Annotated in this window: 19 protein-coding genes; 16 read left to right on the plus strand and 3 right to left on the minus strand. The window is 74.6% G+C overall.

Features of this window, described 5'->3' with window-relative positions; genetic code table 11:
• Positions 1-20 precede the first annotated feature (20 nt).
• The 5 genes from ACT7CP_RS13830 to ACT7CP_RS13850 all read left to right on the plus strand — a co-directional run bounded on the left by ACT7CP_RS13830 (position 21) and on the right by ACT7CP_RS13850 (position 6,325).
• Positions 21-1,121, plus strand: coding sequence for a glycosyltransferase family 9 protein (locus tag ACT7CP_RS13830; RefSeq protein ID WP_445443992.1), 1,101 nt, complete (start codon positions 21-23; stop codon positions 1,119-1,121).
• Positions 1,118-2,188 (plus strand): glycosyltransferase, encoded by a 1,071-nt coding sequence (locus tag ACT7CP_RS13835; protein WP_445442642.1) that lies wholly within the window; start codon positions 1,118-1,120, stop codon positions 2,186-2,188. The genes ACT7CP_RS13830 and ACT7CP_RS13835 overlap by 4 nt, the downstream gene beginning before the upstream one ends.
• Positions 2,185-4,131, plus strand: coding sequence for a glycosyltransferase (locus ACT7CP_RS13840; RefSeq protein ID WP_445442643.1), 1,947 nt, complete (start codon positions 2,185-2,187; stop codon positions 4,129-4,131). The genes ACT7CP_RS13835 and ACT7CP_RS13840 overlap by 4 nt, the downstream gene beginning before the upstream one ends.
• Positions 4,128-5,504 (plus strand): PfkB family carbohydrate kinase, encoded by a 1,377-nt coding sequence (locus tag ACT7CP_RS13845; RefSeq protein ID WP_445442644.1) that lies wholly within the window; start codon positions 4,128-4,130, stop codon positions 5,502-5,504. Before ACT7CP_RS13840 ends, ACT7CP_RS13845 begins: the two co-directional genes overlap by 4 nt.
• A gap of 86 nt (positions 5,505-5,590) precedes the next feature.
• Positions 5,591-6,325: an SDR family oxidoreductase gene (locus ACT7CP_RS13850; RefSeq protein ID WP_413961584.1), complete on the plus strand. Its 735-nt coding sequence runs from the start codon at positions 5,591-5,593 to the stop codon at positions 6,323-6,325.
• An 83-nt stretch (positions 6,326-6,408) separates the two neighbouring features.
• Here ACT7CP_RS13850 and ACT7CP_RS13855 read toward each other — a convergent pair whose 3' ends face one another.
• Complete coding sequence (locus tag ACT7CP_RS13855; protein WP_445442645.1) at positions 6,409-6,693, minus strand: hypothetical protein; 285 nt, start codon at positions 6,691-6,693, stop codon at positions 6,409-6,411.
• A 286-nt stretch (positions 6,694-6,979) separates the two neighbouring features.
• Here ACT7CP_RS13855 and ACT7CP_RS13860 point away from each other — a divergent pair, with 286 nt between their 5' ends.
• The 4 genes from ACT7CP_RS13860 to ACT7CP_RS13875 all read left to right on the plus strand — a co-directional run bounded on the left by ACT7CP_RS13860 (position 6,980) and on the right by ACT7CP_RS13875 (position 11,661).
• Positions 6,980-7,489: a luciferase domain-containing protein gene (locus ACT7CP_RS13860; RefSeq protein ID WP_445442646.1), complete on the plus strand. Its 510-nt coding sequence runs from the start codon at positions 6,980-6,982 to the stop codon at positions 7,487-7,489.
• An 89-nt stretch (positions 7,490-7,578) separates the two neighbouring features.
• On the plus strand, positions 7,579-8,583 hold the full coding sequence (locus ACT7CP_RS13865) for a glycoside hydrolase family 26 protein (protein ID WP_445442647.1): 1,005 nt from the start codon (positions 7,579-7,581) through the stop codon (positions 8,581-8,583).
• 146 nt (positions 8,584-8,729) lie between these two features.
• On the plus strand, positions 8,730-10,178 hold the full coding sequence (locus ACT7CP_RS13870; protein WP_445442648.1) for a glycoside hydrolase family 26 protein: 1,449 nt from the start codon (positions 8,730-8,732) through the stop codon (positions 10,176-10,178).
• Between the two features lie 169 nt (positions 10,179-10,347).
• On the plus strand, positions 10,348-11,661 hold the full coding sequence (locus ACT7CP_RS13875; protein WP_445442649.1) for an alpha/beta hydrolase: 1,314 nt from the start codon (positions 10,348-10,350) through the stop codon (positions 11,659-11,661).
• A 43-nt stretch (positions 11,662-11,704) separates the two neighbouring features.
• Here the strand turns inward: ACT7CP_RS13875 and ACT7CP_RS13880 are convergent, their stop codons facing one another.
• Positions 11,705-12,841, minus strand: a complete 1,137-nt coding sequence (locus ACT7CP_RS13880) for a glycosyltransferase family 9 protein (protein ID WP_445442650.1) — start codon at positions 12,839-12,841, stop codon at positions 11,705-11,707.
• 85 nt (positions 12,842-12,926) lie between these two features.
• Positions 12,927-13,976, minus strand: coding sequence for a LacI family DNA-binding transcriptional regulator (locus ACT7CP_RS13885; RefSeq protein ID WP_445442651.1), 1,050 nt, complete (start codon positions 13,974-13,976; stop codon positions 12,927-12,929).
• 110 nt (positions 13,977-14,086) lie between these two features.
• On the opposite strand from ACT7CP_RS13885, the gene ACT7CP_RS13890 reads away from it, so the two are divergent.
• From ACT7CP_RS13890 to ACT7CP_RS13920, 7 genes are all read left to right on the plus strand, one after another.
• The gene (locus tag ACT7CP_RS13890; protein ID WP_413961591.1) at positions 14,087-15,028 is read left to right on the plus strand and encodes a carbohydrate ABC transporter permease; all 942 of its coding nucleotides are present in this window, start codon (positions 14,087-14,089) and stop codon (positions 15,026-15,028) included.
• Between the two features lie 2 nt (positions 15,029-15,030).
• Entirely contained in the window at positions 15,031-15,981 is a 951-nt protein-coding gene (locus tag ACT7CP_RS13895; RefSeq protein ID WP_445442652.1) for a carbohydrate ABC transporter permease, read from the plus strand.
• Positions 15,982-16,054: 73 nt separating this feature from the next.
• Entirely contained in the window at positions 16,055-17,410 is a 1,356-nt protein-coding gene (locus tag ACT7CP_RS13900) for an ABC transporter substrate-binding protein (protein WP_445442653.1), read from the plus strand.
• Positions 17,411-17,498: 88 nt separating this feature from the next.
• On the plus strand, positions 17,499-19,295 hold the full coding sequence (locus tag ACT7CP_RS13905; RefSeq protein WP_445442654.1) for a glycoside hydrolase family 35 protein: 1,797 nt from the start codon (positions 17,499-17,501) through the stop codon (positions 19,293-19,295).
• A gap of 129 nt (positions 19,296-19,424) precedes the next feature.
• A complete protein-coding gene (locus ACT7CP_RS13910) occupies positions 19,425-20,915 on the plus strand; it encodes an aldehyde dehydrogenase family protein (protein WP_445442655.1) in 1,491 nt (496 codons plus the stop codon).
• On the plus strand, positions 20,912-22,498 hold the full coding sequence (rfaE2, locus tag ACT7CP_RS13915) for a D-glycero-beta-D-manno-heptose 1-phosphate adenylyltransferase (protein ID WP_445442656.1): 1,587 nt from the start codon (positions 20,912-20,914) through the stop codon (positions 22,496-22,498). The genes ACT7CP_RS13910 and rfaE2 overlap by 4 nt, the downstream gene beginning before the upstream one ends.
• A complete protein-coding gene (locus ACT7CP_RS13920) occupies positions 22,495-23,460 on the plus strand; it encodes a glycosyltransferase family 2 protein (RefSeq protein WP_445442657.1) in 966 nt (321 codons plus the stop codon). Before rfaE2 ends, ACT7CP_RS13920 begins: the two co-directional genes overlap by 4 nt.
• Positions 23,461-23,470 lie beyond the last annotated feature (10 nt).

A 23,470-nucleotide genomic window follows, 5' to 3' on the forward strand; every position in this document is an offset into this window, starting at 1 on the left:
CGATCCTCGACGCCGTGCACCTGCTCCTCCCCGACGAGGCACCCCGCCGCGTGCTCGTCGCCCGGCTCGACTCGGTCGGCGACGTGCTGATCTCCGGACCCGCGGTGCGCGCCGTCGCCGCCGACCCGCGCGTCGAGGTCCACCTGCTCTGCGGCCCCCGCGGTGCGTCCGCCGGCCGGCTGCTGCCCGGCGTCTCCGCGGTCCACGTGTGGGACGCGCCGTGGATCTCCTCCCCCGCGCCCGACGCCGACGCCGCGTCCGTCGACGCCCTGCACGCGATCCTCGCCGAGGTCGCGCCCGACGAGGCCGTCATCCTCACCTCCTTCCACCAGTCGCCCCTCCCGCTCGCGCTGCTGCTGCGGCTCGCGGGGGTGCGGCGGATCACGGGCGCGAGCGTCGACTACGCCGGCTCCCTGCTCGACGTGCGCCTCAAGCCCGGCGAGGACCTCGACGAGGACCAGCCGGAGCCCGAGCGCGCCCTCGCCATCGCCGCGGCGGCCGGCCACGCGCTCCCCGCCGACGACGACGGCCGCCTGGCCGTCACGGAGGCCGCGCTCCCCGACGACGTCGCCGCGCTCCTCCCCGACGGCCCCTTCGCGCTCGTGCACCCGGGCGCCGCGGTCGGCGCGCGCTCCTACCCGGCCGACCAGCACCGCGACGCCGTCGCGCTCCTCGTCGAGCGAGGCATCCCCGTGGTCGTCACCGGCGGCCCGGACGAGCGGGACCTCACGGCGCACGTCGCCGGATCCGCCGCCCTCGACCTCGGCGGCCGCACCGACCTCGCCGGGCTCGGCGCGCTCATGCGCCGCGCGGCCGTGCTCGTCAGCGGCAACACCGGACCCGCGCACCTCGCCGCCGCGACCGGCCTCCCGGTCGTCAGCCTGTTCTCGCCCGTCGTCCCGCCGATCCGCTGGGCGCCGTACCGCGTGCCCGTGATCCTCCTCGGCGACCAGGACGCGCCCTGCAAGCTCAGCCGCGCGCGCGACTGCCCGATCCCCGGCCACCCGTGCCTCGCGGGCGTCTCCCCCGCGGAGGTCGCCGACGCGGTCGAGCGCCTGCTCGCCACCACGGGCGGCACCGGCGGCACGGCCTCGCGCCCGACCGCGGAGGTGCCCGCATGAGGATCCTGATGTGGCACGTCCACGGCGGCTGGACCGACTCGTTCGTCCTCGGATCGCACGAGATCCTGTTCCCCACCACGCCCGCCCGCGACGCCTGGGGCCTCGGCCGCGGCGGACGCGACTGGCCCGCGACCGCCCGCGAGGTGGATCCCGCGCTCCTGCACGAGACGGGCGTCGACCTGGTGCTCCTCCAGCGCGTGGCCGAGATCGACGAGGCCGAGCGCCTCCTCGGCCGCCGCCTCGGCACGGACGTGGCCGCCGTCTTCCTCGAGCACAACACGCCGCGCGGCGCCCCGACCGAGACCGTGCACCCGCTCGCGGACCGCACCGACATCCCCGTGATCCACGTCACGCGCTTCAACGCGCTCATGTGGGACACCGGATCCGCGCCCACCACCGTGGTCGAGCACGGCGTGCCCGACCCCGGCGCGCTCTACACGGGCGAGGTCGCCTCCTTCGGCGCCGTGATCAACGAGCCCGTGCGCCGCGGCCGCATCACCGGCACGGACCTGCTGCCCGCGTTCGCCGACGTCGCGCCCGTCGAGGTGTTCGGCATGGGCACCGACCTGCTGCCGGGCGCCTTCCCCGAGCTCGGCGACCGGATCGCGCCGCGCGGCGACCTGCCGACGGCGCGCATGCACCCGGAGCTCGCGCGACTGCGGGCGTACATCCACCCGCACCGCTGGACCTCGCTCGGCCTGTCGCTCCTCGAGGCGATGCACATGGCGATGCCCGTGCTGGTGCTCGACGCGACCGAGGCCTCCCGCGCGGTGCCGCCGGACGCCGGCGCGATCTCCGCCGACCCGGCCGACCTCGTGCGCGTCGCGCGGCTGCTCGCCGAGGACCCCGACGAGGCCGCCCGCCGCGGCCGCGTCGCCCGCGAGGCCGCGCTCGCCCGCTACTCCCTCGGCCGGTTCCTGCGCGACATGGACGCCGTGCTGCAGGACGCGGTGGACGCCGCGGCCGGGCGTCGCGCCCGCCGCGGGGCCGGCCGGTCCGGGCCCCCGCTCTCCCCGGCCCCCACGCTCCCCACGCACCACCCGCTCGACGAGAGGACGACACGATGAGGATCGCGATGATCTCCGAGCACGCCAGCCCCCTGGCGACCATCGGCGGGGTCGACGCCGGCGGCCAGAACGTGCACGTCGCGGCGCTGTCCGCGGCGCTCGCGGACGAGGGCCACACCGTCACCGTCTACACGCGCCGCGACGACCCGGAGCTGCCCGCCCGCGTCGCCTTCGCGCCGGGCGTGGAGGTCGTGCACCTCGACGCCGGACCCGCGCGGGCCGTCCCCAAGGACGACCTCCTGCCGCACATGGGCGAGCTCGCCGACGGCCTCCTCGCCGACTGGCGCACGAACCGGCCCGACGTCGTGCACAGCCACTTCTGGATGTCCGGCATCGCGGCCCTCGACGCCGCCGCGCGCCTCGCCTCCTCCCCGGTCGGCGCCGCCGCGGCCCCGCCCGTGCTGCACACCTTCCACGCGCTCGGATCCGTGAAGCGCCGCCACCTCGGCGCCGAGGACACGAGCCCCGCCGAGCGCGCCGCCCTCGAGCCCGGCGTCGGCCGCCGCGCCGACGCGGTCATCGCGACCTGCTCCGACGAGGCCGCCGAGCTCGTGCGCGCGGGCGTCGACGCGGCCCGCATCACGGTGATCCCGTGCGGCGTCGACATCGAGCACTTCATGCCCGTCGACGGCACGGTGCCCCTCGACGGCGGCGCCCCACGCGCCGACGACGACGCCTCCGGCCTCATGCGCGTCATGGTCATCGGCCGCCTGGTGCCCCGCAAGGGCGTCGACCTCGCGATCGAGGCCCTCGCGATCCTCGACCGCCGCGGCCGCCGCGACATCGAGCTCGTGATCGTCGGCGGATCCGGTGACGCCGAGAGCGCGGGCGAGGACACCGAGGCCCGCCGCCTGATGGACGCCGCCCGCGCCGCCGGGGTCGCCGACCGCGTGCGCCTGCACGGCCGCGTCTCCCAGGCCGACATGCCCGCCGTGATGCGCACCGCCGACGTCGTCGTGTGCGCGCCCTGGTACGAGCCGTTCGGCATCGTGCCGCTCGAGGCGATGGCCTCGGGCGTGCCCGTGGTCGCCTCCGCCGTGGGCGGGCTCACCGACAGCGTGGTCGACGGCGTGACGGGGATCCTCGTGCCGCCGCGCGACCCCGCCGCCATCGCGGACGCCCTCGAGGCGCTGCACGCGGATCCCGCCCGCCGCCGCCGCCTCGGCCGCGCCGGCCGCGACCGCATGGAGCACGGCTACTCGTGGGCGACCGTCGCCGCCCGCACCGCCGAGGCGTACCGGTCCGCGATCCAGGACGCCGCCCTCGACGACCTCCCCGCCGACCCGACCGTGGTCGACGCGCACCTCGACGCGCTCGGCCCGGTCCTCGACGCCCTCCGCACGCACGCGCCGCGCCTCACCGCGTGGGGCAGCGAGATGGCCGACCGGATGAGCCACGGCGCGCGCCTGCTCGCAGCCGGCAACGGCGGATCCGCGGCCGAGGCCCAGCACCTCACGAGCGAGCTGGTGGGCCGCTTCGACGGCGACCGCCGCCCGTTCTCCGCGATCGCGCTGCACTCCGAGTCGTCCGCCGTGACCGCGATCGGCAACGACTACGGCTTCGAGGAGGTCTTCGCCCGCCAGGTGCACGCGCACGCGCGCTCCGGCGACATCGTCGTGCTCCTCTCCACCAGCGGCCGGAGCGTCAACCTCCTGAAGGCCGCGGCCGCCGCGCGCGCCGCCGGCGCCACCACGTGGGCGATGACGGGCCCCGGCCCCAACCCGCTCGTGGAGGCGTGCGACGACCACATCGCGCTCGACGGCCCGTCGGCCAACGTGCAGGAGGCGCAGCTCGTCGCCGTGCACGCGATCTGCCGCTCGTTCGAGAGCCGCCTGAAGGCCAACGACCGGGCCGCGGCCGTCGCCTCCGCCACCGCGGACGCCGCGCCCGCGTCGCCGGGGTCCGCGGCGGCCACCGCCGAGCCCGCGGAGGTGTCGGCATGAGGATCGTCGTGGTCGGCGACGTCCTCCTCGACGTCGACATGACCGGGGCCGCCCACCGCCTCAGCCCCGACGCGCCCGTGCCCGTCATCGAGGTCGAGGAGTCGCTCCCGCGTGCGGGCGGCGCCGGCCTCGTCGCGACCATGCTCGCGCGCGACGGCCACGACGTGCGCCTCGTCACCGTGCTCTCCGACGACCGCCACTCGGAGACGCTCCGCGCGTGCCTCGACCGGATCGACGTCGTCGCCGGCCCGTCCGGCGCGCCCACGCCCGTGAAGACCCGCGTCCGCGCCGACGGCCACGCCATCGCCCGCATCGACGAGGGCTGCGCGCCGCCGCCAACCCCGGCCGCGACCGACGAGATGCTCGACGCGATCGCCTCGGCCGACGCCATCGTCGTCGCCGACTACGGCCGCGGCGTCACCCGCGATCTCCGCCTCCGCCAGGCCCTCGACGCGCGCGCCGCGGTCGTGCCGCTGGTCTGGGATCCGCACCCCGCGGGCGAGCCGCCCGTCCCGAACACCGCGCTCGCCACCCCGAACCTCGCCGAGGCGCGCGCGTTCTCCGGGCTCGCCGGCCGCGACGTCTCCGCGGCCGCCGACGCCGCCCGCCTCCTCCGCGAGCGCTGGGGCGTGCGGACGGTCGCCGTCACCATGAGCGAGCGCGGCGCGCTCCTCGTGTCGGCGGGCGCCGACGGATCCACGTCCATGCCCGTCGTCGTCCCCGCCCCGCTCGTCGCCACCGGCGACCCGTGCGGCGCCGGCGACCGCCTCGCCGCCACCGCCCTCGCGGCGCTGGCCGGCGGATCCACCGTCGAGGACGCCGTGCGCGACGCCGTCGCCTCCGCCGCCGAGTACGTGGACGCGGGCGGCGTGGCCACCCTCGTCGGCCCGCCCGCCGCGCGCCCCATCGGCGGCCACGCGGCGAGCGCCCTCCAGGTGGTCCGCGCCACCCGCGCCGCCGGCGGCACCGTCGTCGCGACGGGCGGCTGCTTCGACCTCGTCCACGCCGGCCACGCCCGCACCCTCGCGGCGGCCCGCGCGCTCGGCGACTGCCTCGTCGTCCTCCTCAACTCGGACGACTCCGTCCGCCGCCTCAAGGGACCCGAGCGGCCGATCATGACCGAGGAGGACCGCGTGGACCTGCTCATGTCGCTCGGCGTCGTGGACGCGGTGGTGCTCTTCTCCGAGGACACCCCCGAGGAGGCGCTCCGCTCCATCAAGCCCGACCTCTGGGTCAAGGGCGGCGACTACCGCGCCGAGGACCTCCCCGAGTCGGCGGTCATCGCCGAGTGGGGCGGCCAGGCCGTGACCGTCCCGTACCACCCGGGCCGGTCGACCACGAAGCTCGCGGGCGCGCTCGCCCGCGTCGGCTGAGCCGGCCCCACGGCCCTCGATCCCCACCTACCGCACCACCCGCGCCGCTCGACCGGCGCGGGATCCGCACCACGAGAGGAACACCCATGACCGACTCCCCCCAGACCGCCCCCGCCCCCGCGGCGACCGGCCGGCCCAGCACCGGCCGCGTCCTCATCACCGGCGGCGCGTCGGGCCTCGGCGCGGCCGTCGCGCAGGCGGTCCTCGCGGCCGGCGGCGAGCCCATCGTGCTCGACCTCGACACCTCGAGCGTCACCGGCATGGAGGCGCACCGCATCGACGTCTCCGACACCCGCGCCACCGAGGCGCTCGTCACCGAGATCGCGCAGAAGCACGGCGGCCTCGACGCCGTCGTCACCGCGGCCGGCATCGACCGCTGCGGCCGCCTCGTCGACGTCGCCCCCACCGAGTGGGAGAAGGTCATCGGCGTGAACCTCATGGGCACGGTCGCCGTCGTCCGCGCGGCGCTGCCGTTCCTCACCGAGTCGCACGGCCGCGTCGTCACCGTCGCGTCGTCGCTCGCGATCAAGGCCGTCTCGGACGCCACCGCCTACTGCGCCTCCAAGTTCGGCGTCCTCGGCTTCACCCGCGCGCTGGCCGCCGAGACGAAGGGCGAGGTCGGCGTGACCACGCTGATCCCCTCCGGCATGAAGACGCACTTCTTCGACGACCGCGACCCGAAGTACAAGCCCGGCTCCGACGCGAACCTCAACGACCCCGCCGCCGTCGCCGACTCGGTGATGTTCATCCTCGGCCAGCCCCGCGGCTGCGAGATCCGCGAGCTCGTCATCACCCACGAGCTCGAGGACAGCTGGCCCTGATCCACGGCTGATCCGCGCCCTCCGCGCATGACACGAGCCCGGCCCCGCATCGCGCGGGTGCCGGGCTCGTCTCGAGTCGACGGTCAACCGATGGATATGAGCGTCATCACGAATGCAGCTGCAGCCACCGCGCAGGTGAGGCCGATGCCCGCGAGAGGAATCCTCCTCATCGGCCGACGAGCAGCGATGGACACAAGAGTCACGACCGTCGTGAGCACGGCGACCGACGTCATTCCGTAAGCCCCGAATCTGTACGCGAAGTCCACTAATCCGTAGTCGCATCTGGGGTTCTGATAACCGCAGACACCGAAGAGCCCACTGACCGCGAGGTTACTGATGTAGGCGATCAAGGCGACGACGAGCGCCACCACGAGCCAAAGTACCGTGTAGCCATACGCCCGCGCACTCCTTGCAGGCATTGTCGAAAGCAGGACGCAACTCCATTCCTAGATCATGATCACTAGCACGCGACCAGTCCCTCGACGCCGAGGAGGAGGACGGCGGCGACCCGGTCAAACGGTCTCCGCCGCGTGCGCGGCCGGACCGGACGCACCGGCCCGTCGAAGGCGTGCTCGTACTCGTCGTAGCTCATCGGGCTCCGGGGTCGGATCGGGGGATCCCGGCACGGTAGCGATCGCACGATACGTTCGGCGGGTGCCCTCCACATCCCGCCCCGGCCCCCGCCCGACCCTCTCCGACGAGGGTCCGCAGCGGCAGCTCAGCGACCGCGCGACGCCCGAGCTGTGGGGCCGCCTCGTCGCGCGGGCCTTCGCGCTGCCGGGCGTCTACGAGAGCCACAGCCAGGTGTCGCCCGCCTCCTCGCGCGGCCTGTTCCTGCGGGACCTCGAGGCGCCGATCGTGCCGTGGACCTCGCTCGCGCCCGAGGGCCGCGTCGAGCCCGTGCACCTCCACGGCGTCGACGACACGTCCGTGCACCTCTGCCTGCCCGTCGCGCGGGGCGCCGAGCTGACCGCGCTCGGCTGGGCGACGCCCCACCAGTACGAGGACTTCGGCACCGAGTTCCTCGTCTACGGGCCGCGCGACGCGGCCGAGCTCGACATCGTGGTCGGGTTCATCGAGGAGGCGATCGCCTTCGCGCGGGACCCCGGCGATGAGCGCCCGGCGCGCGTCCCGGCGTCGCCGACCGACCCGACCATCCCCTGACCGTCCGGGCCTGAGCGGACTTCCGCCGTCCCGGGACGAGCCCAGCGCCTAGCCTCGGACCTAGCGGGCATCCGCAGGAACTGGATCACATGCAGCACGACCCCCATCCCCTCCGCTCCGCGACGACCCTCCTCCTGGGACTCGCCCTCACCGCCGGTCTCCTCGGCGCCGCCGCACCGGCGAGCGCGGCCGAGGCCACCGGCACGACCGACACGACCGGGACGCCCCCGACCTCCGACGCCCGCCTCCGCTTCGGCGTCGCGACCCCCGGCGGGCCCACGGCGAGCGCCGAGCTCGACCGGGTCGCCGCGCAGGTCGGCGAGAGCCCGAGCATCGTGCTCTCCTACGCCGACTTCACCCAGGCCCCGCCCCTCGCGGCCCTCGACGCCGTGGCCGCGCGCGGCGCCGAGTCGCTCCTCACCTGGGAGCCGTGGCGGGCCGGCGCGGGCGTCGGCCAGCCGGCCTTCACGAACGCGAGCATCGCCGCGGGCGACCACGACGCGTACCTGCGCGACTGGGGCACGGCCCTCGCCAGCTGGGGCGGCCCCGTCCTCCTCCGCTACGCGCACGAGATGAACGGGAACTGGTACCCGTGGGCCGAGGGCGCGAACGGCAACGCGCCGGGCTCGTACGCCGCGGCCTGGCGGCACGTCCACGACGTCGTCGTCGCGCAGGGCGCGACGAACGTGCGCTGGGTGTGGACGCCGAACGTGCCGTACTACGGATCCACCGACCTGGCGGGCCTCTACCCGGGCGACGCCTACGTCGACGTCGTCGGGCTCGACGGCTACAACTGGGGCACCGGCATCGCCGGGCACGGGTGGACGGCCCCGGCCGACCTGTTCGCCCCCGGCCTCGCGCGCCTGCGCGGCGTCGCGCCCGGCAAGCCCGTGGTGATCGCCGAGACCGCGTCGTCCGAGGTCGGCGGATCCAAGGCCGCGTGGAACCGCGACCTCGTCGCCTACCTCCAGGCGCAGCCCGACGTGACCGCGCTGGTCTGGTTCGACATGGACAAGGAGGCCGACTGGCGCATCGCCAGCTCCGCGTCCTCCGCCGACGCGCTCCGCGACGCCCTCGCGCTGCGGCGCCGATGAGCGGCTCGCGCGGGGCCGCCGGCGACGGCGACGGTCGGGAGACCGGCCGGGCGGATGACTGCGCGTCCGTCGCGCGACTGCCCCTATCGCTCGGGGCCCTTCTCGAATACATTCGCATGAACCCCTCGAGAGGACGCCGATCCGCCATGCCCCGCCGCCGAAGCACCGACGTCGTCGCCAGCGTGATCACGCCCGTCGCCACCCGCGTGGTCGCGACCGTCATCGCCCCCGCGGTCGTGGTCTCCGCCGTCGTGCTGGCCGCACCCGCCGTCGCCGCGACCGCGCGCACGACGGCCCTCCCCGCACCGGTCCCCGCCATCGTCCTGTCGGTCCCCTCGGGCACCGTCGGCACGAGCGTCGCCGTGACGGGATCCGGGTTCGCCGTCCGCAAGGCGGGCACCCTCACCGCCGGCAGCGCGTCCGCCCGGTTCACGACCACCGCGACCGGCGCGTTCACCTCGAGGATCGTGATCCCCAAGGGCTCCCTCTCGACCATCCGCATCACCGCGTCCGTGGGCACGAAGAAGGCATACGCCTCGTTCACCGTGACGAAGGCCGCGCCGACCCCCTCACCCACGCCGAAGCCGTCCCCGTCGCCGACCCCGAAGCCCTTCCCCACGCCGTCGCCGGCCCCCGGCACCGGATCCCGCACCCCGGCTCCCGCGCCGACCCCGACGCCCGCCCCCGCTCCGACCGCGGCCCCCGTCGCGCCACCGGCCGCCGGCCCCGGGATCAGCTCCGCGCGCCTCCGCCTCGGCCTCTCCACCCCGGGCGGCCTGGCCGCGAACGCCGAGCTCGACGAGGCGTCCGCCCTCCTCGGCGAGAGCCCGTCCATCGTGATGAACCACGTCGACTTCACCCACCCGGCCCCGATCGCGGGCATCGCCAGCGTCGCCGCGCGCGGCGCCGAGGCCCTCGTCACGTGGGAGCCCTGGAAGGGCGGTGCGGGAGCGACCCAGCCCGCCTACGCGAACGCGCGCATCCTCGCGGGCGACCACGACGCCTACATCCGCTCCTGGGGCGCCGACCTCGCGCGCTACGGCAAGCCCGTCCAGCTCCGCTTCGCCCACGAGATGAACGGCAACTGGTACCCGTGGTCCGACGGCGTGAACGGCAACGCGCCCGGATCCGCCGCCGCGGCGTGGAAGCACGTGCACGACCTCGTGGTCGCGCAGGGGGCGACCAACGTGCGGTGGGTGTGGAGCCCGAACGTGCCCTACCCGGGATCCACCGACCTGGCCTCGCTCTACCCCGGCGCCGAGTACGTCGACGTCGTCGCGCTCGACGGCTACAACTGGGGATCCGCCGCCCCCGGCCAGCGCTGGACGGAGCCGGCCGCGCTCTTCGGCCCCGGCCTCGACCGGCTCCGCGCCCTCGCGCCCGGCAAGCCGCTCCTCATCGCCGAGGTGGCCTCGAGCGAGGTCGGCGGCTCGAAGGCCGCGTGGACGCGCGACCTCGTCGCCTACCTGCACGCGCAGCCCGACGTGATCGGGTTCGTCTGGTTCGACTTCCAGAAGGAGCAGGACTGGCGGATCGACAGCACGGCCGCCTCCGCCGCCGCCCTCCGCGACGCGCTGGCCCTGCGCCGCCGCTGATCCGTCGCCCGCGGCCTCCGCGGGCAGCGCCCCCGCCGGTCACCGGATCCGCATGGCCGCCACCCGGCGCGCGCCCAGCCCGCGCACGGCGGGCGCGCGGCAGCCGGCCCCTACGCTCTGATCAGCGCAGCCCCGACCCGACGGCGGCGCGCGGCACGAGGAGGCGGTGGTGACCCGAGCCCACCGGCGACGCGAGACCGCGCTGGCCCTCGCCGCCGTGCTCGTGGGCCTCGTGATCCTCCCGGCCCCGCCCGGATCCGGCGTCGAGGCCGGCTTCGCCCAGCTCGACCGCTACGCCGCCCTCACCTCCTCGCAGGCCCAGCGCATGATCGAAGCGCACCCCGCGCTCGCGCTGCAGGTGATGGACGCCTCGCCCGAGCGCGTCGTCCGGTGGTGGGCGGCGAAGGACCGGAGGCAGCAGCGCGCCCTGATCCGGAGCTCCCCGGAGCTCATCGGCGACCTGGACGGGGTCGACTACGCGTCGCGCGACGCGGCCAACCGGCGCCAGCTGCGCGCGGAGATGCGCACGGAGCGGGCCGCCGTCGCCGCCCGCGCCGACGACGTCGACGCGCGGAACCGCCTCGCCGCGCTCACCGCGATCCACGACGCGCTGCACCCGAAGGCCCCCGCGGGCGGCGGGACCCCGCCCCCGCGGGCGCTCGTGTCGCTCACCCACCGGGATCCGCCGCTCGCCGCCATCGCCGTGGGCGACCTCGACACCGCGCGCCAGGTGACCTTCACCGTGCCGGGCATGGGCACCTACACCGACGACATGCAGCTCTGGACGGAGACCGCGCAGAACGTCTTCGACGCGCAGGCGACCGTGGGCGCCCCGGCCGCGCACGCCGTGGTCGCGTGGATCGGCTACCGCACGCCGCCGCCCGGCGTCGACGCGACCCTCGGCGACCACGCGGAGCGCGGCGCGCCCCTCCTCGCCAGCGAGATCGCGGGGCTCCACGCGGCGCGGGCCGGCGGCGACCTCGCGTCGGTGAGCGTCATCGCCCACTCGTACGGATCCACCATGGCCGCCGACGCCCTCGCCGCCCGCGACCTCGGCGTCTACTCCTTCGTCATGCTCGGCTCGGCGGGCGTCGAGGACTCCATCGACGACGCCCGCGACCTGCACGCCCGCCACGTCTACGCGGGCGAGGCGGTGGACGACGACGAGGCCGTGTGGGGCCGGCTCTCCCGGCAGGATCCGCGCGCGCCCGGCTTCGGCGCCACCGTGATCTCCGTCGACGGCGACCCGGCGCGCGGACTCCTGCCGGTCACCGGCCATGCGCCCGTGCTGCACTCGCCCTGGAACGACGACCCCGACTCGCGCGCCTGGTCCGCCATCCGCGACAGGGCCGAGCGCGCCGCCGAGTTCGCGGCGCACGAGAAGACGTACGGCTACCTCGACGCGGGCACGGAGTCGCTGCGGAACGCGGCGATCGCGACGACCCCGCACGCGACGGAGGCGCTCGACCCGGCGGGCCGCTGAGCGCGAGCCTCGCGTCCTGAGCCCAGCGCCGCGCCGCCGCCGCCTACGCCGTCACGCGCTCCCCGAGCGACGCCCGCCGCAGCTGCTCCACGTCCGCGTGCACGTCGTCCACCCGCACCGTGGCGACGAACGACGGGTCGTGCTCGCAGCGCTCAGCGGTCCAGCCGACCTGGGTCACGTCGACGCCGCAGACGGGGCAGGTCGTGGTCCAGCCCATGTGGATCCGGTGGCGGGTGCGGCCGACGGGCGCCGCGTTGATCACGTTGCCGAACCAGAACACGCCCACCGTGCGCGCGCCGACGGCCTGCGCCAGGTGGCGGGGTCCGCTGTCGTTGCCGAGCACGACGTCCGCGTGCGTGAACAGGCCGGCGAGCTCGCCGAGCGTGAGGGCGTCGGCGAGCGAGGTCACGCGCCCCGCCTGCTCCGCCGGGAGCCCGTCCCGCGCGAGCGAGACGATGCGGTCCGCGTCGGCTGCGTCCGAGGCGTCGCCCACGACGACCACCTGGGCGTCGTCCGCGGCGGCCCGGCGCGCGACCTCGGCGAACGACTCGACGGGCCAGCGGCGGCGGCTGTCCGTGGCACCCGGGTGGATCACGACGAGCCCGCCGGGCGCGTCCCTCACGTGCGCCGCGGCAGCGTCCCGCTCCGCGTCGGTGACCTCGACCACCGGCTCCAGGTCCGCGATGGGCGCGCCCGCGAGCCCCGCGACCTCGAGCCCGCGCATCACCTCGTGCTGGTAGTAGACGTACGGGATCACGCGGTCGAGCCGCTCGGCGTCGTCGGTCGCGGTGCCCACGGTGTGCCGCGCGCCGAGCCGCAGCAGGAACGGGTTCGAGTTGCGGCCGCCGCCGTGCACCTGCACCGCGAGGTCGAAGCGGCGCTCCCGCATCCGGGCCGCGAACGCCTCGATCTCCTCGGGGTCGGGATCCGTGCCCGGCACGTCCCGCACGCCGTGCGCGACCGGCAGCACCTCGACGTCCTCGGGCGCGCCCGGCCGACCGGCGAGGAGCGCGCGGTGCAGCGGCGTGCCGAGCAGCGTGATCCGCGCGCCCGGGTACGCCGCCCGGAGCGCCGCGATCGCCGGCAGCGCGAAGATCAGGTCGCCGAGCCCGCCGCCGCGCAGCACGGCGATGGAGCGGACGTCGGGGAAGGTCTCGTGGAGCGGGGCGACGACGGGCACGTGGATGGCCTCCTGGTCGGGCGGGCGGGTCCCCCTCCCCGTTCCCCGCGGCGGCCCGGTCGAAACGCGGGCGCGACAGCACGGGTCAGGCCCGCGGCGCCCCCGCGCTCTCGCGCACCACGAGGCGCGTCGGCACGATGCGGTCGTGCGACGGCTCGCGCCCCTCGAGCATCTCCAGCAGCACCTGCATGGAGCGGCGGCCGATCTCGGTGAAGTCCTGGTGCACGGTGGTGAGCGGCGGCCAGAACGAGCTCGACTCCTCGGTGTCGTCGAAGCCGACCACGCTGATGTCGCCCGGCACGTCGCGGCCGAGCTCGTGCAGCGCGTGCATGATCCCGAGGGCCATCTGGTCGTTCGCGGCGACGATGCCGGTGATGTCCGCGCGCTGGCCGAGCTCCCGGCCGATGCGGTACCCGGACCGCGTGGTCCAGTCGCCCTGCGCCGGATCCTCGGGGGCGAGCCCCGCGTCGAGCATCGTCTGCCGCCACTCGGCCGCGCGACGGGCCGCCGAGTACGAGGTGGAGGGCCCCGCGACGTGCACGATCTCGGTGTGCCCGAGGTCCAGCAGGTGCTGCGTGGCGAGGCGCGTGCCCTGCTCCTGGTCGGTGTCGACGACCACGAACGGGTCGCCCGCGTCGGAGTCGATGATCACGACGGGCAGCCCGGCGGGGATGATCACGTCGGCCCGGTCGAGCATGTGCGCCTCGATGATGATGACGACCCCGTCGACCGCCTCCTCCTGCAGGCGGCTGAACGCGCCGGCCACCTCGCCCTCGGTGGGATGCGGCACCGGCATGAGTGTGATCGTGTACCCGGCGCCGGACGCGGCCGTCACGATCGCGTCGAGCGTCTTCATGTTGCCGAGGGTGGAGAGCGTGAACATGATGATGCCGATGCTGCGGAAGCGCCCGGTCTTCAGGGCCCGGGCGGCGCTGTTCGGCCGGTAGCCGAGCTCCGCCATCGCGTCCATCACCCGCTGCCGGGTCGTGGCCTCCACGTTCTGGGCGCCGTTGGACACCCGGGAGACCGTCTGCGCCGACACCCCGGCGTGCGCGGCGACGTCCGCCATGGACACGGTGCGGCCGCCGAGCGTGCGGCGGCCACCCGACTTGACGACCGACGGTGGAGATGTCATGGTTGCGAGCATCACAGATGTTTGCGCAAACACCCAATCCTCCCGAGGTGGGTGACCGGCCTTTCGAAACGGCCCGGCAGCGCGGAGATCCCCCGACGAAGTGGAAGCACATGACGACGATGTCGACCTCGGCCACCCGGCCGAAGGCGCCCGACGCGGCCCGCCCGAGCGGTCCCCCGATGCGACGCGACAAGCGACGCTGGACCGGACTGGGCTTCGTCGCCCCGTTCCTCGTGGTCTTCCTCGTCGTCCTCATCGCGCCCGTCGGCTACTCGATCTACCTCAGCCTGTTCCAGGAGCGGATGATCGGCGGCAACTCGTTCGTCGGCATCGCGAACTACACGCAGGCCCTCAACGACCCGAACTTCTGGGACGCGCTCGGCCGCGTCGCCCTGTTCCTCGTCGTGCAGGTGCCGATCATGCTCGCCATCGCCCTCTTCGCGGCGCTGGCCCTCGACTCGGCCCGCCTGCACTTCACGGCGTTCTTCCGCATCTCGATCTTCCTGCCCTACGCCGTGCCCGCGGTCGTCGCGGCCCTCATGTGGGGCTTCATCTACGGCAACCGCTTCGGCCTCGTCGGCAACATCGAGCAGGCCACCGGCTGGGACCTCCCGGACCTCCTCTCGCAGAGCTGGATCCTCGCGTCGATCGGCAACATCGTCACGTGGGAGTTCGTCGGCTACAACATGCTGCTGTTCTACGCGGCCCTCCGGGTCATCTCGCCCGACCTCTACGAGGCCGCCGAGCTCGACGGCGCGGGCCCCTTCCGCATCGTCACCGGCATCAAGCTCCCCGCCATCCGCGGCGCGCTCGTCATCGGCGTGATCTTCTCCATCATCGGCAGCTTCCAGCTCTTCAACGAGCCGAACATCCTGCAGACGCTGGCGCCGAACGCGATCAGCTCGTACTTCACCCCGAACATGTACGCGTACAACCTGTCCTTCGCGGGACAGCAGTTCAACTACTCCGCCGCCATCGCGATCATCATGGGCGTCCTGACGATGGTGGTCGCCTACGTGGTGCAGCTCGTCGGCACCCGGAAGGACAGCTGACCGTGTCGACCCTCACCGGAACCCCCCTCGCCGCGCCCGACGCCGGCACGCCCACCCGGAACGCCCCGGCGGACAGGACGCCGAAGCGCCGCAAGAGCGCCGGCGCCCCGCGCGAGCGCCGCAGCATCGTGCTCACCATCGTGATGTCGCTGCTGCTCATCTACTCCGTGCTCCCCCTCTTCTGGCTCCTGGTCAACTCGACCAAGACGCAGGACGCGCTGTTCAGCTCGTTCGGCCTCTGGTTCTCGGGCGACTTCGCGCTGTGGGACAACATCCAGGGCGTGCTGACCTACGGCAACGGCGAGTTCGTGCGCTGGCTCGGCAACACGCTGATCTACGTGGTCGTCGGAGCGGGCGGCGCGACGCTGCTCGCCACCCTCGCGGGCTACGGCCTGGCGAAGTTCGACTTCCCGGGCAAGAGGATCGTGTTCGCGGTGGTGCTCGGCGCCGTCGCGATCCCCGGCACGGCCCTCGCGGTGCCGACCTTCCTGCTCTTCAGCCAGATGGGCCTCACGAACACCCCGTGGGCGATCATCCTGCCGTCGCTCATCAGCCCGTTCGGGCTGTACCTCATCTGGACCTACGCGGTCGACTCGGTGCCCGAGGAGATCCTCGAGGCCGCCCGGATCGACGGCTCGAGCGAGATCCGCACCTTCTTCACGATCAGCCTGCGGCTCCTCAGCCCCGGCCTCATCACGGTGCTGCTGTTCTCGATCGTCGCGACCTGGAACAACTACTTCCTGCCCCTGATCATGCTGAGCGACTCCACCTGGTACCCCCTCACCGTGGGCCTCAACCAGTGGAACGCGCAGTCCACCACCGTGGGCGGCCAGCCGATCTACAACCTCGTCATCACGGGCTCGTTCCTCGCGATCATCCCGATCGTGATCGCGTTCCTCTTCCTCCAGCGCTACTGGCAGTCCGGCCTCTCGGCCGGCGGCGTCAAGGCGTAGTCCCCGCACTCAGCACGTCCTCCTGCACCGCAGCACCTCCCCTCACCACCACGAAGAAGTGAAAGGCACCACCATGTCCCTCTCGTTCCCCCGCAGGGCGAAGCGCGTCGTCGCGCTCGGCCTCGGCCTCGTCCTCGCGGGCTCCCTCGCGGCCTGCTCCTCCGGATCCGGCGGCGGCGCCAGCGCCGACACCGCCACCGCGGACGAGCTGACCACCGCCCTCGACACCGAGTCGACCATCACCGTCTGGGGCTGGGCCCCGGCCATCGAGCCGATCGCGGAGGCCTTCGAGGCCAAGCACCCGAAGATCACGGTCGACGTGCAGAACGTCGGCACCGGCGCCGACCAGTACACGAAGCTCCAGAACGCCATCAAGGCGGGCAAGGGCGCTCCCGACGTGGCGCAGGTCGAGTACTTCGCGATCCCGCAGTTCGCGCTCGGCAAGTCCCTCGCCGACCTCTCGGGCTACGGCTACACGGACCTCGAGGACCAGTTCACGGCGTCCACCTGGAACGCCGTCACCGAGGGCGACGCCCTCTACGCGCTGCCGCAGGACTCCGGCCCCATGGCGATGTTCTACCGCCAGGACGTCTTCGACAAGTACGGCATCGCGGTCCCCACCACGTGGGACGAGTACGTGGCCGCCGCCGAGACGATGCACGCCGCCGACCCGAACCAGTACATCACCAGCGACTCCGGCGACGCCGGCTTCACCACGAGCATGATCTGGCAGGCCGGCGGCCAGCCCTACAAGGTCGACGGCGACAAGGTCACCATCGACATGCAGGACGAGGGCGCCAAGAAGTACACGGCCATGTGGAACCAGCTCGTCGAGGGCGGCTCGCTCGCCCAGACGCCCGGCTGGACCGACGAGTGGTTCCGCGGCCTCGGCGACGGATCCATCGCCACGCTGATCACCGGCGCCTGGATGCCCGGCAACCTCATCGCGCAGGCGGCCGAGGGCTCCGGCCAGTGGCGCGTCGCGCCCATGCCGCAGTACACGGCCGGCGACACCGCGACCGCGGAGAGCGGCGGATCCTCCATCGCCGTCATGCAGCAGTCCGAGAACAAGCTCGTCGCGGCGGAGTTCGCCAAGTTCACGACCGCCGACGCCGAGGGTCGCCAGATCTCCTTCGACGCGGGCGGCTTCCCGTCCACCACCGAGGACCTGAACAGCCCCGAGTTCCTCGGCGAGACCCCCGAGTACTTCGGCGGCCAGAAGATCAACGAGGTGCTCAGCGAGGCCTCGAAGAACGTCGTCCCGGACTGGCAGTACCTGCCCTTCCAGGTCTACACGAACAGCATCTTCAGCGACTCGGCCTCGGCCGCGTACTCCAACGGCACCTCGCTCGACCCCGTCCTCGAGGCGTGGGGCAAGGCGGCCGCCGAGTACGGCCAGCAGCAGGGCTTCTCCGTCGAGGTGAAGTAGCCCGCACGATGTGATCGACGAGGGGAGGTGCGACGCGAGTCGCACCTCCCCTCTCCCATGCCACCCCGCGACCCCCGAGGACATGACCATGCCCGGCCTCCCCGCCACCAGCACCCGCTTCCGCATCGGCGCCGACGACTTCGAGCTCGACGGCCGCCCCCACCGCGTGATCGCGGGCGCGCTCCACTACTTCCGCGTGCACCCCGACCAGTGGGCCGACCGGATCCGCAAGGCCCGCCTCATGGGTCTCGACACCATCGAGACCTACGTCGCCTGGAACGCGCACTCCCCCGAGCGCGGCGCGTTCGACACGACCGCCGGGCTCGACCTCGGCCGCTTCCTCGACCTGGTCCACGCCGAGGGCATGCACGCGATCGTGCGCCCCGGCCCCTACATCTGCGCCGAGTGGGACGGCGGCGGCCTCCCCGGCTGGCTGTTCGAGGACCCGGCCGTCGGCGTCCGACGCAGCGAGCCGCTGTACCTCGCGGCGGTCGACGAGTTCCTCCGCCGCGTGTACGAGATCGTCGCGCCGCGGCAGATCGACAACGGCGGGCCCGTGATCCTCGTGCAGATCGAGAACGAGTACGGCGCGTACGGCGACGACGCGGAGTACCTCCGCCACCTCGTGGACCTCACGCGGGAGTCCGGGATCATCGTTCCGCTGACGACCGTCGACCAGCCGACCGACGACATGCTCTCCCGCGGCAGCCTCGACGAGCTGCACCGCACCGGGTCCTTCGGCTCGCGCGCCACCGAGCGCCTCGCGACGCTCCGCCGCCACCAGCCGACCGGGCCGCTCATGTGCAGCGAGTTCTGGGACGGATGGTTCGACCACTGGGGCGAGCACCACCACACGACGTCCGCGGCCGACGCCGCCGCCGAGCTCGACGCCCTGCTCGCCGCGGGCGCGTCCGTGAACATCTACATGTTCCACGGCGGCACGAACTTCGGCTTCACGAACGGTGCCAACCACAAGGGCACGTACCAGTCGCACGTCACCTCGTACGACTACGACGCCCCGCTGGACGAGACGGGATCCCCGACGGAGAAGTACCTCGCCTTCCGCGAGGTGATCTCCCGCTACCGATCCGTGCCCGACGAGGTGCCCGCGCGACGCGGGGACGCGCCCGCCTTCCAGGTGGCGTTCGATCAGGTCGTGCCGCTCGCGGCGCTCGTCGCGGACGGGGCGGCGGGCCCGTCCCGCGCGACGGACGCCGTGCCGTCGATGGACGCGCTCGGCGTGTTCCGCGGCTTCGCGCTGCACCGGGTGGAGCTGCCCGCGTCGGACCGCACGCGGGTGCTGGCGTTCGGCGAGGTGCGCGACCGGGCCATCGTGTCGGTCGACGGGGTGCGCGTCGGCGTGATCCAGCGCGACCAGCACGAGACCGCGATCGCCGTGCCGCCCGGGCGGATCCTCGAGGTGCTCGTGGAGGACCAGGGGCGGGTCAACTACGGCGTGCGCATCGGCGAGGCGAAGGGCCTCATCGGCCCGGCGACGCTCGACGGCATGGAGCTCACCGGCTGGGAGAGCCGGCCGCTCGACCTCGACGCGCTGGCCGCCGAGGCGACGACCCGCGCCGCCGCGGCACCCGCCGCCGCACCCGTCGCGTTCCTCGACGGACCCGTGCTCGCCCACGCGTCCTTCGACGTCGAGGAGCCCGCGGACCTCTTCCTCGACACGCGCTCGTGGGGCAAGGGCGTCGCCTTCGTCAACGGCTTCGCGCTCGGCCGCTACTGGACCCGCGGGCCGCAGCACACGCTCTACGTGCCGGGCGCGCAGCTCCGCGCAGGCCGCAACGACCTCGTCGTGTTCGAGACGGGCGCAGCGGCGGATCCGGTCGTGGCGTTCCTCGCGCAGCCGGAGCTCGGGCACCTGGAGTCGTAGGGGCTCCTCGCGGTCGCGTCGTCCGGGTCCGTGTGAGCGGGCGGGGAAGTGGGTACGGGCCGGGTGGGCGCGCGAGCGCCGCCCGCCCGCGCCCCGCCGGGCGGGCCGCCGACCCGCACGAGGAGACCGATGACCACGGACACCGCACTCGACATCGACTTGCCTGTCGACCCCGAGGAGGTCGAGGCCGGTCCCGGCACGCTGCGGATCACGGATCCGCGCGACGGCTCCCTGGTCGGCGCGATCGACGCGTCGAGCCCCGAGGAGGTCGACGCCGCGGTGCGCCGCTCGGTCACCGCGGCCGCCGCCTGGGCCGCGACGCCGCCCGCCCAGCGCGGCCAGGCCGTGCGCCGGGCCGCCCACGCGCTCGCGGAGCACGCGGAGGAGCTCGCCGAGCTCAACGTCCGCGAGACGGGCAAGCCCATGGGCGACGCGCTCGGCGGCGTCGGCGCGGGCGTCGACACGCTCCTGCAGTACTCCGAGCTCGGGCCCGTCCACCGCGGGAAGGCCCTCCTCGGCACGCTCCCCAACGTCGACTTCTCGGTGCCGCGCCCGCGCGGCGTCACGGTCGCGCTCACCCCGTGGAACGACCCGGTGGCGGTGGCGGCCGGCATCATCGGCGCGGCGCTCGTCATGGGCAACACCGTGATCCACAAGCCGAGCGAGCGCTGCCCGCACCTCGGCGAGCTGCTCGGCCGGATCCTCGCCGAGGCGCTCCCCGAGGGCGTGCTCGTCTCCGTGGTCGGCGGCGGCGACGTCGGCGACCAGCTCGTCGCGCACGAGGACACGCGCGTGGTCGCGCACGTCGGATCCACCGCGGCCGGCGAGGCCATCGCGCGCCGCGCCGCCGGGACGCCCACCCACGTGATCCGCGAGAACGGCGGCAACGACCCGCTCCTCGTCGACGCGGGCGTCGACCCCGAGTGGGCCGCCGCGCAGGCCGCCCTCGGCTCCTTCGCGAACGCCGGCCAGATCTGCACCTCGGTCGAGCGGATCTACGTCCACCGCGACATCGCCGACCGCTTCACCGCCGCGCTGGTCGCGGAGGCCGAGCGCTGGAACTCGTCCGGCGACCTCGGCCCGCTGGTCGACGAGCGCATGCGCTCCGCCGTGCACGAGCAGGTGCAGGAGGCCCTCACCGACGGCGCCCGTGCGCTCGTCGGCGGGCACGTGCCCGACGGCCCCGGATCCCGCTACCCCGCCACCGTGCTCGTCGACTGCACCGACGACATGGTCGTCATGACGCACGAGACGTTCGGTCCCGTCGCCGCCGTGCGCGTCGTCGAGGACTTCGACGAGGCGCTCGAGCGCGCGTCCGCCGACCGCTACGGGCTCGCCGCGAGCGTGCTCACCGCGTCGATGGAGCACGCGCAGCGCGCCGCCGCCGAGCTGCCCGTCGGCACCATCAAGGTCAACGGCGTGTTCGGCGGCGCGCCCGGCGGTGCCGCGCAGCCCCGCGGCCGCAGCGGATCCGGCTTCGGCTACGGCCCCGAGCTCCTCGACGAGATGAGCACCACGACGGTCGTGCACCTCGGCCTGCCCGTGCTCGACGCGGGCGCGGTCACCCCCGCCGAGGACGCGTCCGGCTCCGTGAGCACCGACGCGGGCGACGCGCGATGACGAGCGAGCTGCGCGGGATCATCGGCCTCCTCGCCGAGCGCCGGCCGACCGTCACGGTCATCGGCGACGTCATCCTCGACGAGTGGTGGCGCGGCCACAGCGACCGCATGACCCGCGAGGCGCCGGCGCCCGTCGTGGACGTGACCGAGCGGATCCAGTCCCTCGGCGGCGCCGCGAACACGGCCGTGAACCTCGCGAGCCTCGGCGGCACCGTGCGGATGGTCGGCCTCGTCGGCCAGGACGCCGCGGGCGACCGCGTGCGTGACCTGCTCGTGGCCGCCGGCGTCGACGTCACCGGCCTCGTGCACTCGCCGCGCCTGCGCACGACCACCAAGACGCGCATCGTGGGCGACGACCAGGTGATCGTGCGGGTCGACGACGTGCACCGCGGATCCGTCCATCGCGACGACGCGCGCGCCCTCGCCCGCGCCGCCCTCGAGGCCACCGCCGGCGTCGACGCCGAGATCGTCTCCGACTACGGCACCGGCACGCTGCACGGCGTGGTGCTCGAGTCGCTCGCCGCCCGCGACCGCCGCCCCGCCCTCACCGTCGTCGACGCGCACGACCCCGCCATCTGGGCGCCGCTCCGCCCCGACCTCATCACCCCGAACGCGGGCGAGGCCGGCCGCCTCGTCGACCGGCCGCTCGCGCGCGACGAGGACCGGGCCGCCGTGGTCGCCGCGCTCGGCGACGCGATCCTCGCCGCGGCCGGATCCGCGACCGCCGTCGTCACGCTCGACCGCGACGGCACCGTGGTGCTCGGCGCCGGCGAGCCGTACCGCACGCGCGCGCACCCGGTGCCCGAGAAGCAGGCGTCCGGCGCGGGCGACACGTTCGTCGCGGCCCTCACGCTCGCCCGCGCCGTGGGCCTCCCGCTCACGGTGAGCGCCGACTTCGCGCAGGCCGCGGCCGACGTGGTCGTGCGCCTCCCCGGCACCTCCGTGTGCTCCGCCGCGACCCTCGCCGACCACCTCGGCGAGACCCGCTCGCGCACCGTCAGCCAGGCCGAGCTCGTCGACCTCGTGGCCGCCGAGCGCGAGAGGGGCCACCGGATCGTCTTCACCAACGGCTGCTTCGACGTGCTGCACCGCGGCCACACCACCTACCTCCGCCAGGCCAAGCGCCTCGGCGACGTGCTCGTGGTGGCGCTCAACAGCGACGACTCGGTGCGGCGGCTGAAGGGATCCGATCGGCCGGTGAACACCGCGGAGGACCGTGCGGGCGTGCTCGCCGAGCTGTCCTGCGTCGACGTGATCACCGTGTTCGACACCGACACCCCGATCCCGTTGCTCGAGGCGGTGCAGCCCGACGTCTACGCGAAGGGCGGCGACTACACGCCCGAGATGCTCGACGAGACCGACGTGGTGCGCGCGTACGGCGGCGAGGTGAGCATCCTCGGCTACGTGCCGTCGCAGTCCACGAGCTCGATGGTCGACCGGATCCGCGCCTCGGCTCCCGATCCCGGCTTCACCCGCCCCGCGGGCACGGCGACGTCCGCGCCCGCCGCGGGCCCAGCCGGCCCCGCGGCCGACGCCCCCGCGTCCGAGACGGATCCGGAGCCCGCGCCGGGAGCCCCCCGGTGACCGCGGGCCGGAGCCGCCGCTGGTCCGGCGAGTGGGGCGCGGGCCGGGCACCGGACGCGCCCGCGATCGACGTCCTGATCCCGAGCGCCGGCCGCACGGCCGAGCTCGCGGTCACCCTCTCGGGCCTCGCCGGCCAGGACGATCCGCCGTTCCGCGTGATCGTGAGCGACCAGTCCGACGGCTCCCTCGCGGAGACCGCGCCGAGCGTCCAGGGCATGGCGCGCGTGCTCCGGGCGCAGGGCCGCGAGGTCGAGGTGGTCTCGCACCTGCCGCGCCGCGGGATCGCCGAGCACCGCGCGTCGCTCCTCGCGCGCGCGACCGCCGACGCCGTGCTCTTCCTCGACGACGACGTGTGGCTCGAGCCCGGCATGCTCCGCCGGATGCACGACGCGCTCGAGACGCTCGGCATCGGCTTCGTCGGCGCCGCCGTGCAGGGCCTCAGCTACCTCGACGACCGCCGCGCCCACGAGGCCACGGCCTTCACGCCGTGGGGCGACGCCGTGCAGCCGGAGCGCGTCCGCCGCGGCACCCCGGGCTTCGACCGGTGGCCGCTGCACAACGCCGCGAACCTCGCGCACATCGCCGCGGACCTCGACCTCGAGGTCGACACCTGGCTCGCCTACCGGATCGCGTGGGTCGGCGGCTGCGTGCTCTACCGCCGCGACGCGCTCGTGGAGACCGGCGGCTTCGACTTCTGGGAGCGCCTGCCCGAGCACCACTCCGGCGAGGACGTGGCCGCGCAGTGGCGCGTCATGGAGCGCTTCGGCGGCGCGGGCATCGTGCCGAGCGGCGCCGTGCACCTGGAGGCGCCGACCACCATCCCCGTCCGCGACGTGGACGCCTTCGACGTGGTCTTCGCCGACGAGTCGCCGGATCCCCAGGAAGCGCCCCTAGGCGACGCGCCCGCCGAGGAGTCGACTCGATCCGAGGGAGGCGCGGGCGACCGCGCCGACCGCTCCTGATCACCGACGA

The sequence above is a fragment of the Clavibacter rahimiani genome, assembly GCF_052654495.1.

Coding starts and splice junctions, on each gene's coding strand:
- ACT7CP_RS13865 (WP_445442647.1), top strand. CDS start 7,579: ATGCAGCACGACCCCCATCCCCTCCGCTCCGCGACGACCCTCCTCCTG.
- ACT7CP_RS13835 (WP_445442642.1), top strand. CDS start 1,118: ATGAGGATCCTGATGTGGCACGTCCACGGCGGCTGGACCGACTCGTTC.
- ACT7CP_RS13910 (WP_445442655.1), top strand. CDS start 19,425: ATGACCACGGACACCGCACTCGACATCGACTTGCCTGTCGACCCCGAG.
- ACT7CP_RS13905 (WP_445442654.1), top strand. CDS start 17,499: ATGCCCGGCCTCCCCGCCACCAGCACCCGCTTCCGCATCGGCGCCGAC.
- ACT7CP_RS13870 (WP_445442648.1), top strand. CDS start 8,730: ATGCCCCGCCGCCGAAGCACCGACGTCGTCGCCAGCGTGATCACGCCC.
- ACT7CP_RS13900 (WP_445442653.1), top strand. CDS start 16,055: ATGTCCCTCTCGTTCCCCCGCAGGGCGAAGCGCGTCGTCGCGCTCGGC.
- ACT7CP_RS13840 (WP_445442643.1), top strand. CDS start 2,185: ATGAGGATCGCGATGATCTCCGAGCACGCCAGCCCCCTGGCGACCATC.
- ACT7CP_RS13890 (WP_413961591.1), top strand. CDS start 14,087: ATGACGACGATGTCGACCTCGGCCACCCGGCCGAAGGCGCCCGACGCG.
- ACT7CP_RS13850 (WP_413961584.1), top strand. CDS start 5,591: ATGACCGACTCCCCCCAGACCGCCCCCGCCCCCGCGGCGACCGGCCGG.
- rfaE2 (WP_445442656.1), top strand. CDS start 20,912: ATGACGAGCGAGCTGCGCGGGATCATCGGCCTCCTCGCCGAGCGCCGG.
- ACT7CP_RS13885 (WP_445442651.1), bottom strand. CDS start 13,976: ATGACATCTCCACCGTCGGTCGTCAAGTCGGGTGGCCGCCGCACGCTC.
- ACT7CP_RS13845 (WP_445442644.1), top strand. CDS start 4,128: ATGAGGATCGTCGTGGTCGGCGACGTCCTCCTCGACGTCGACATGACC.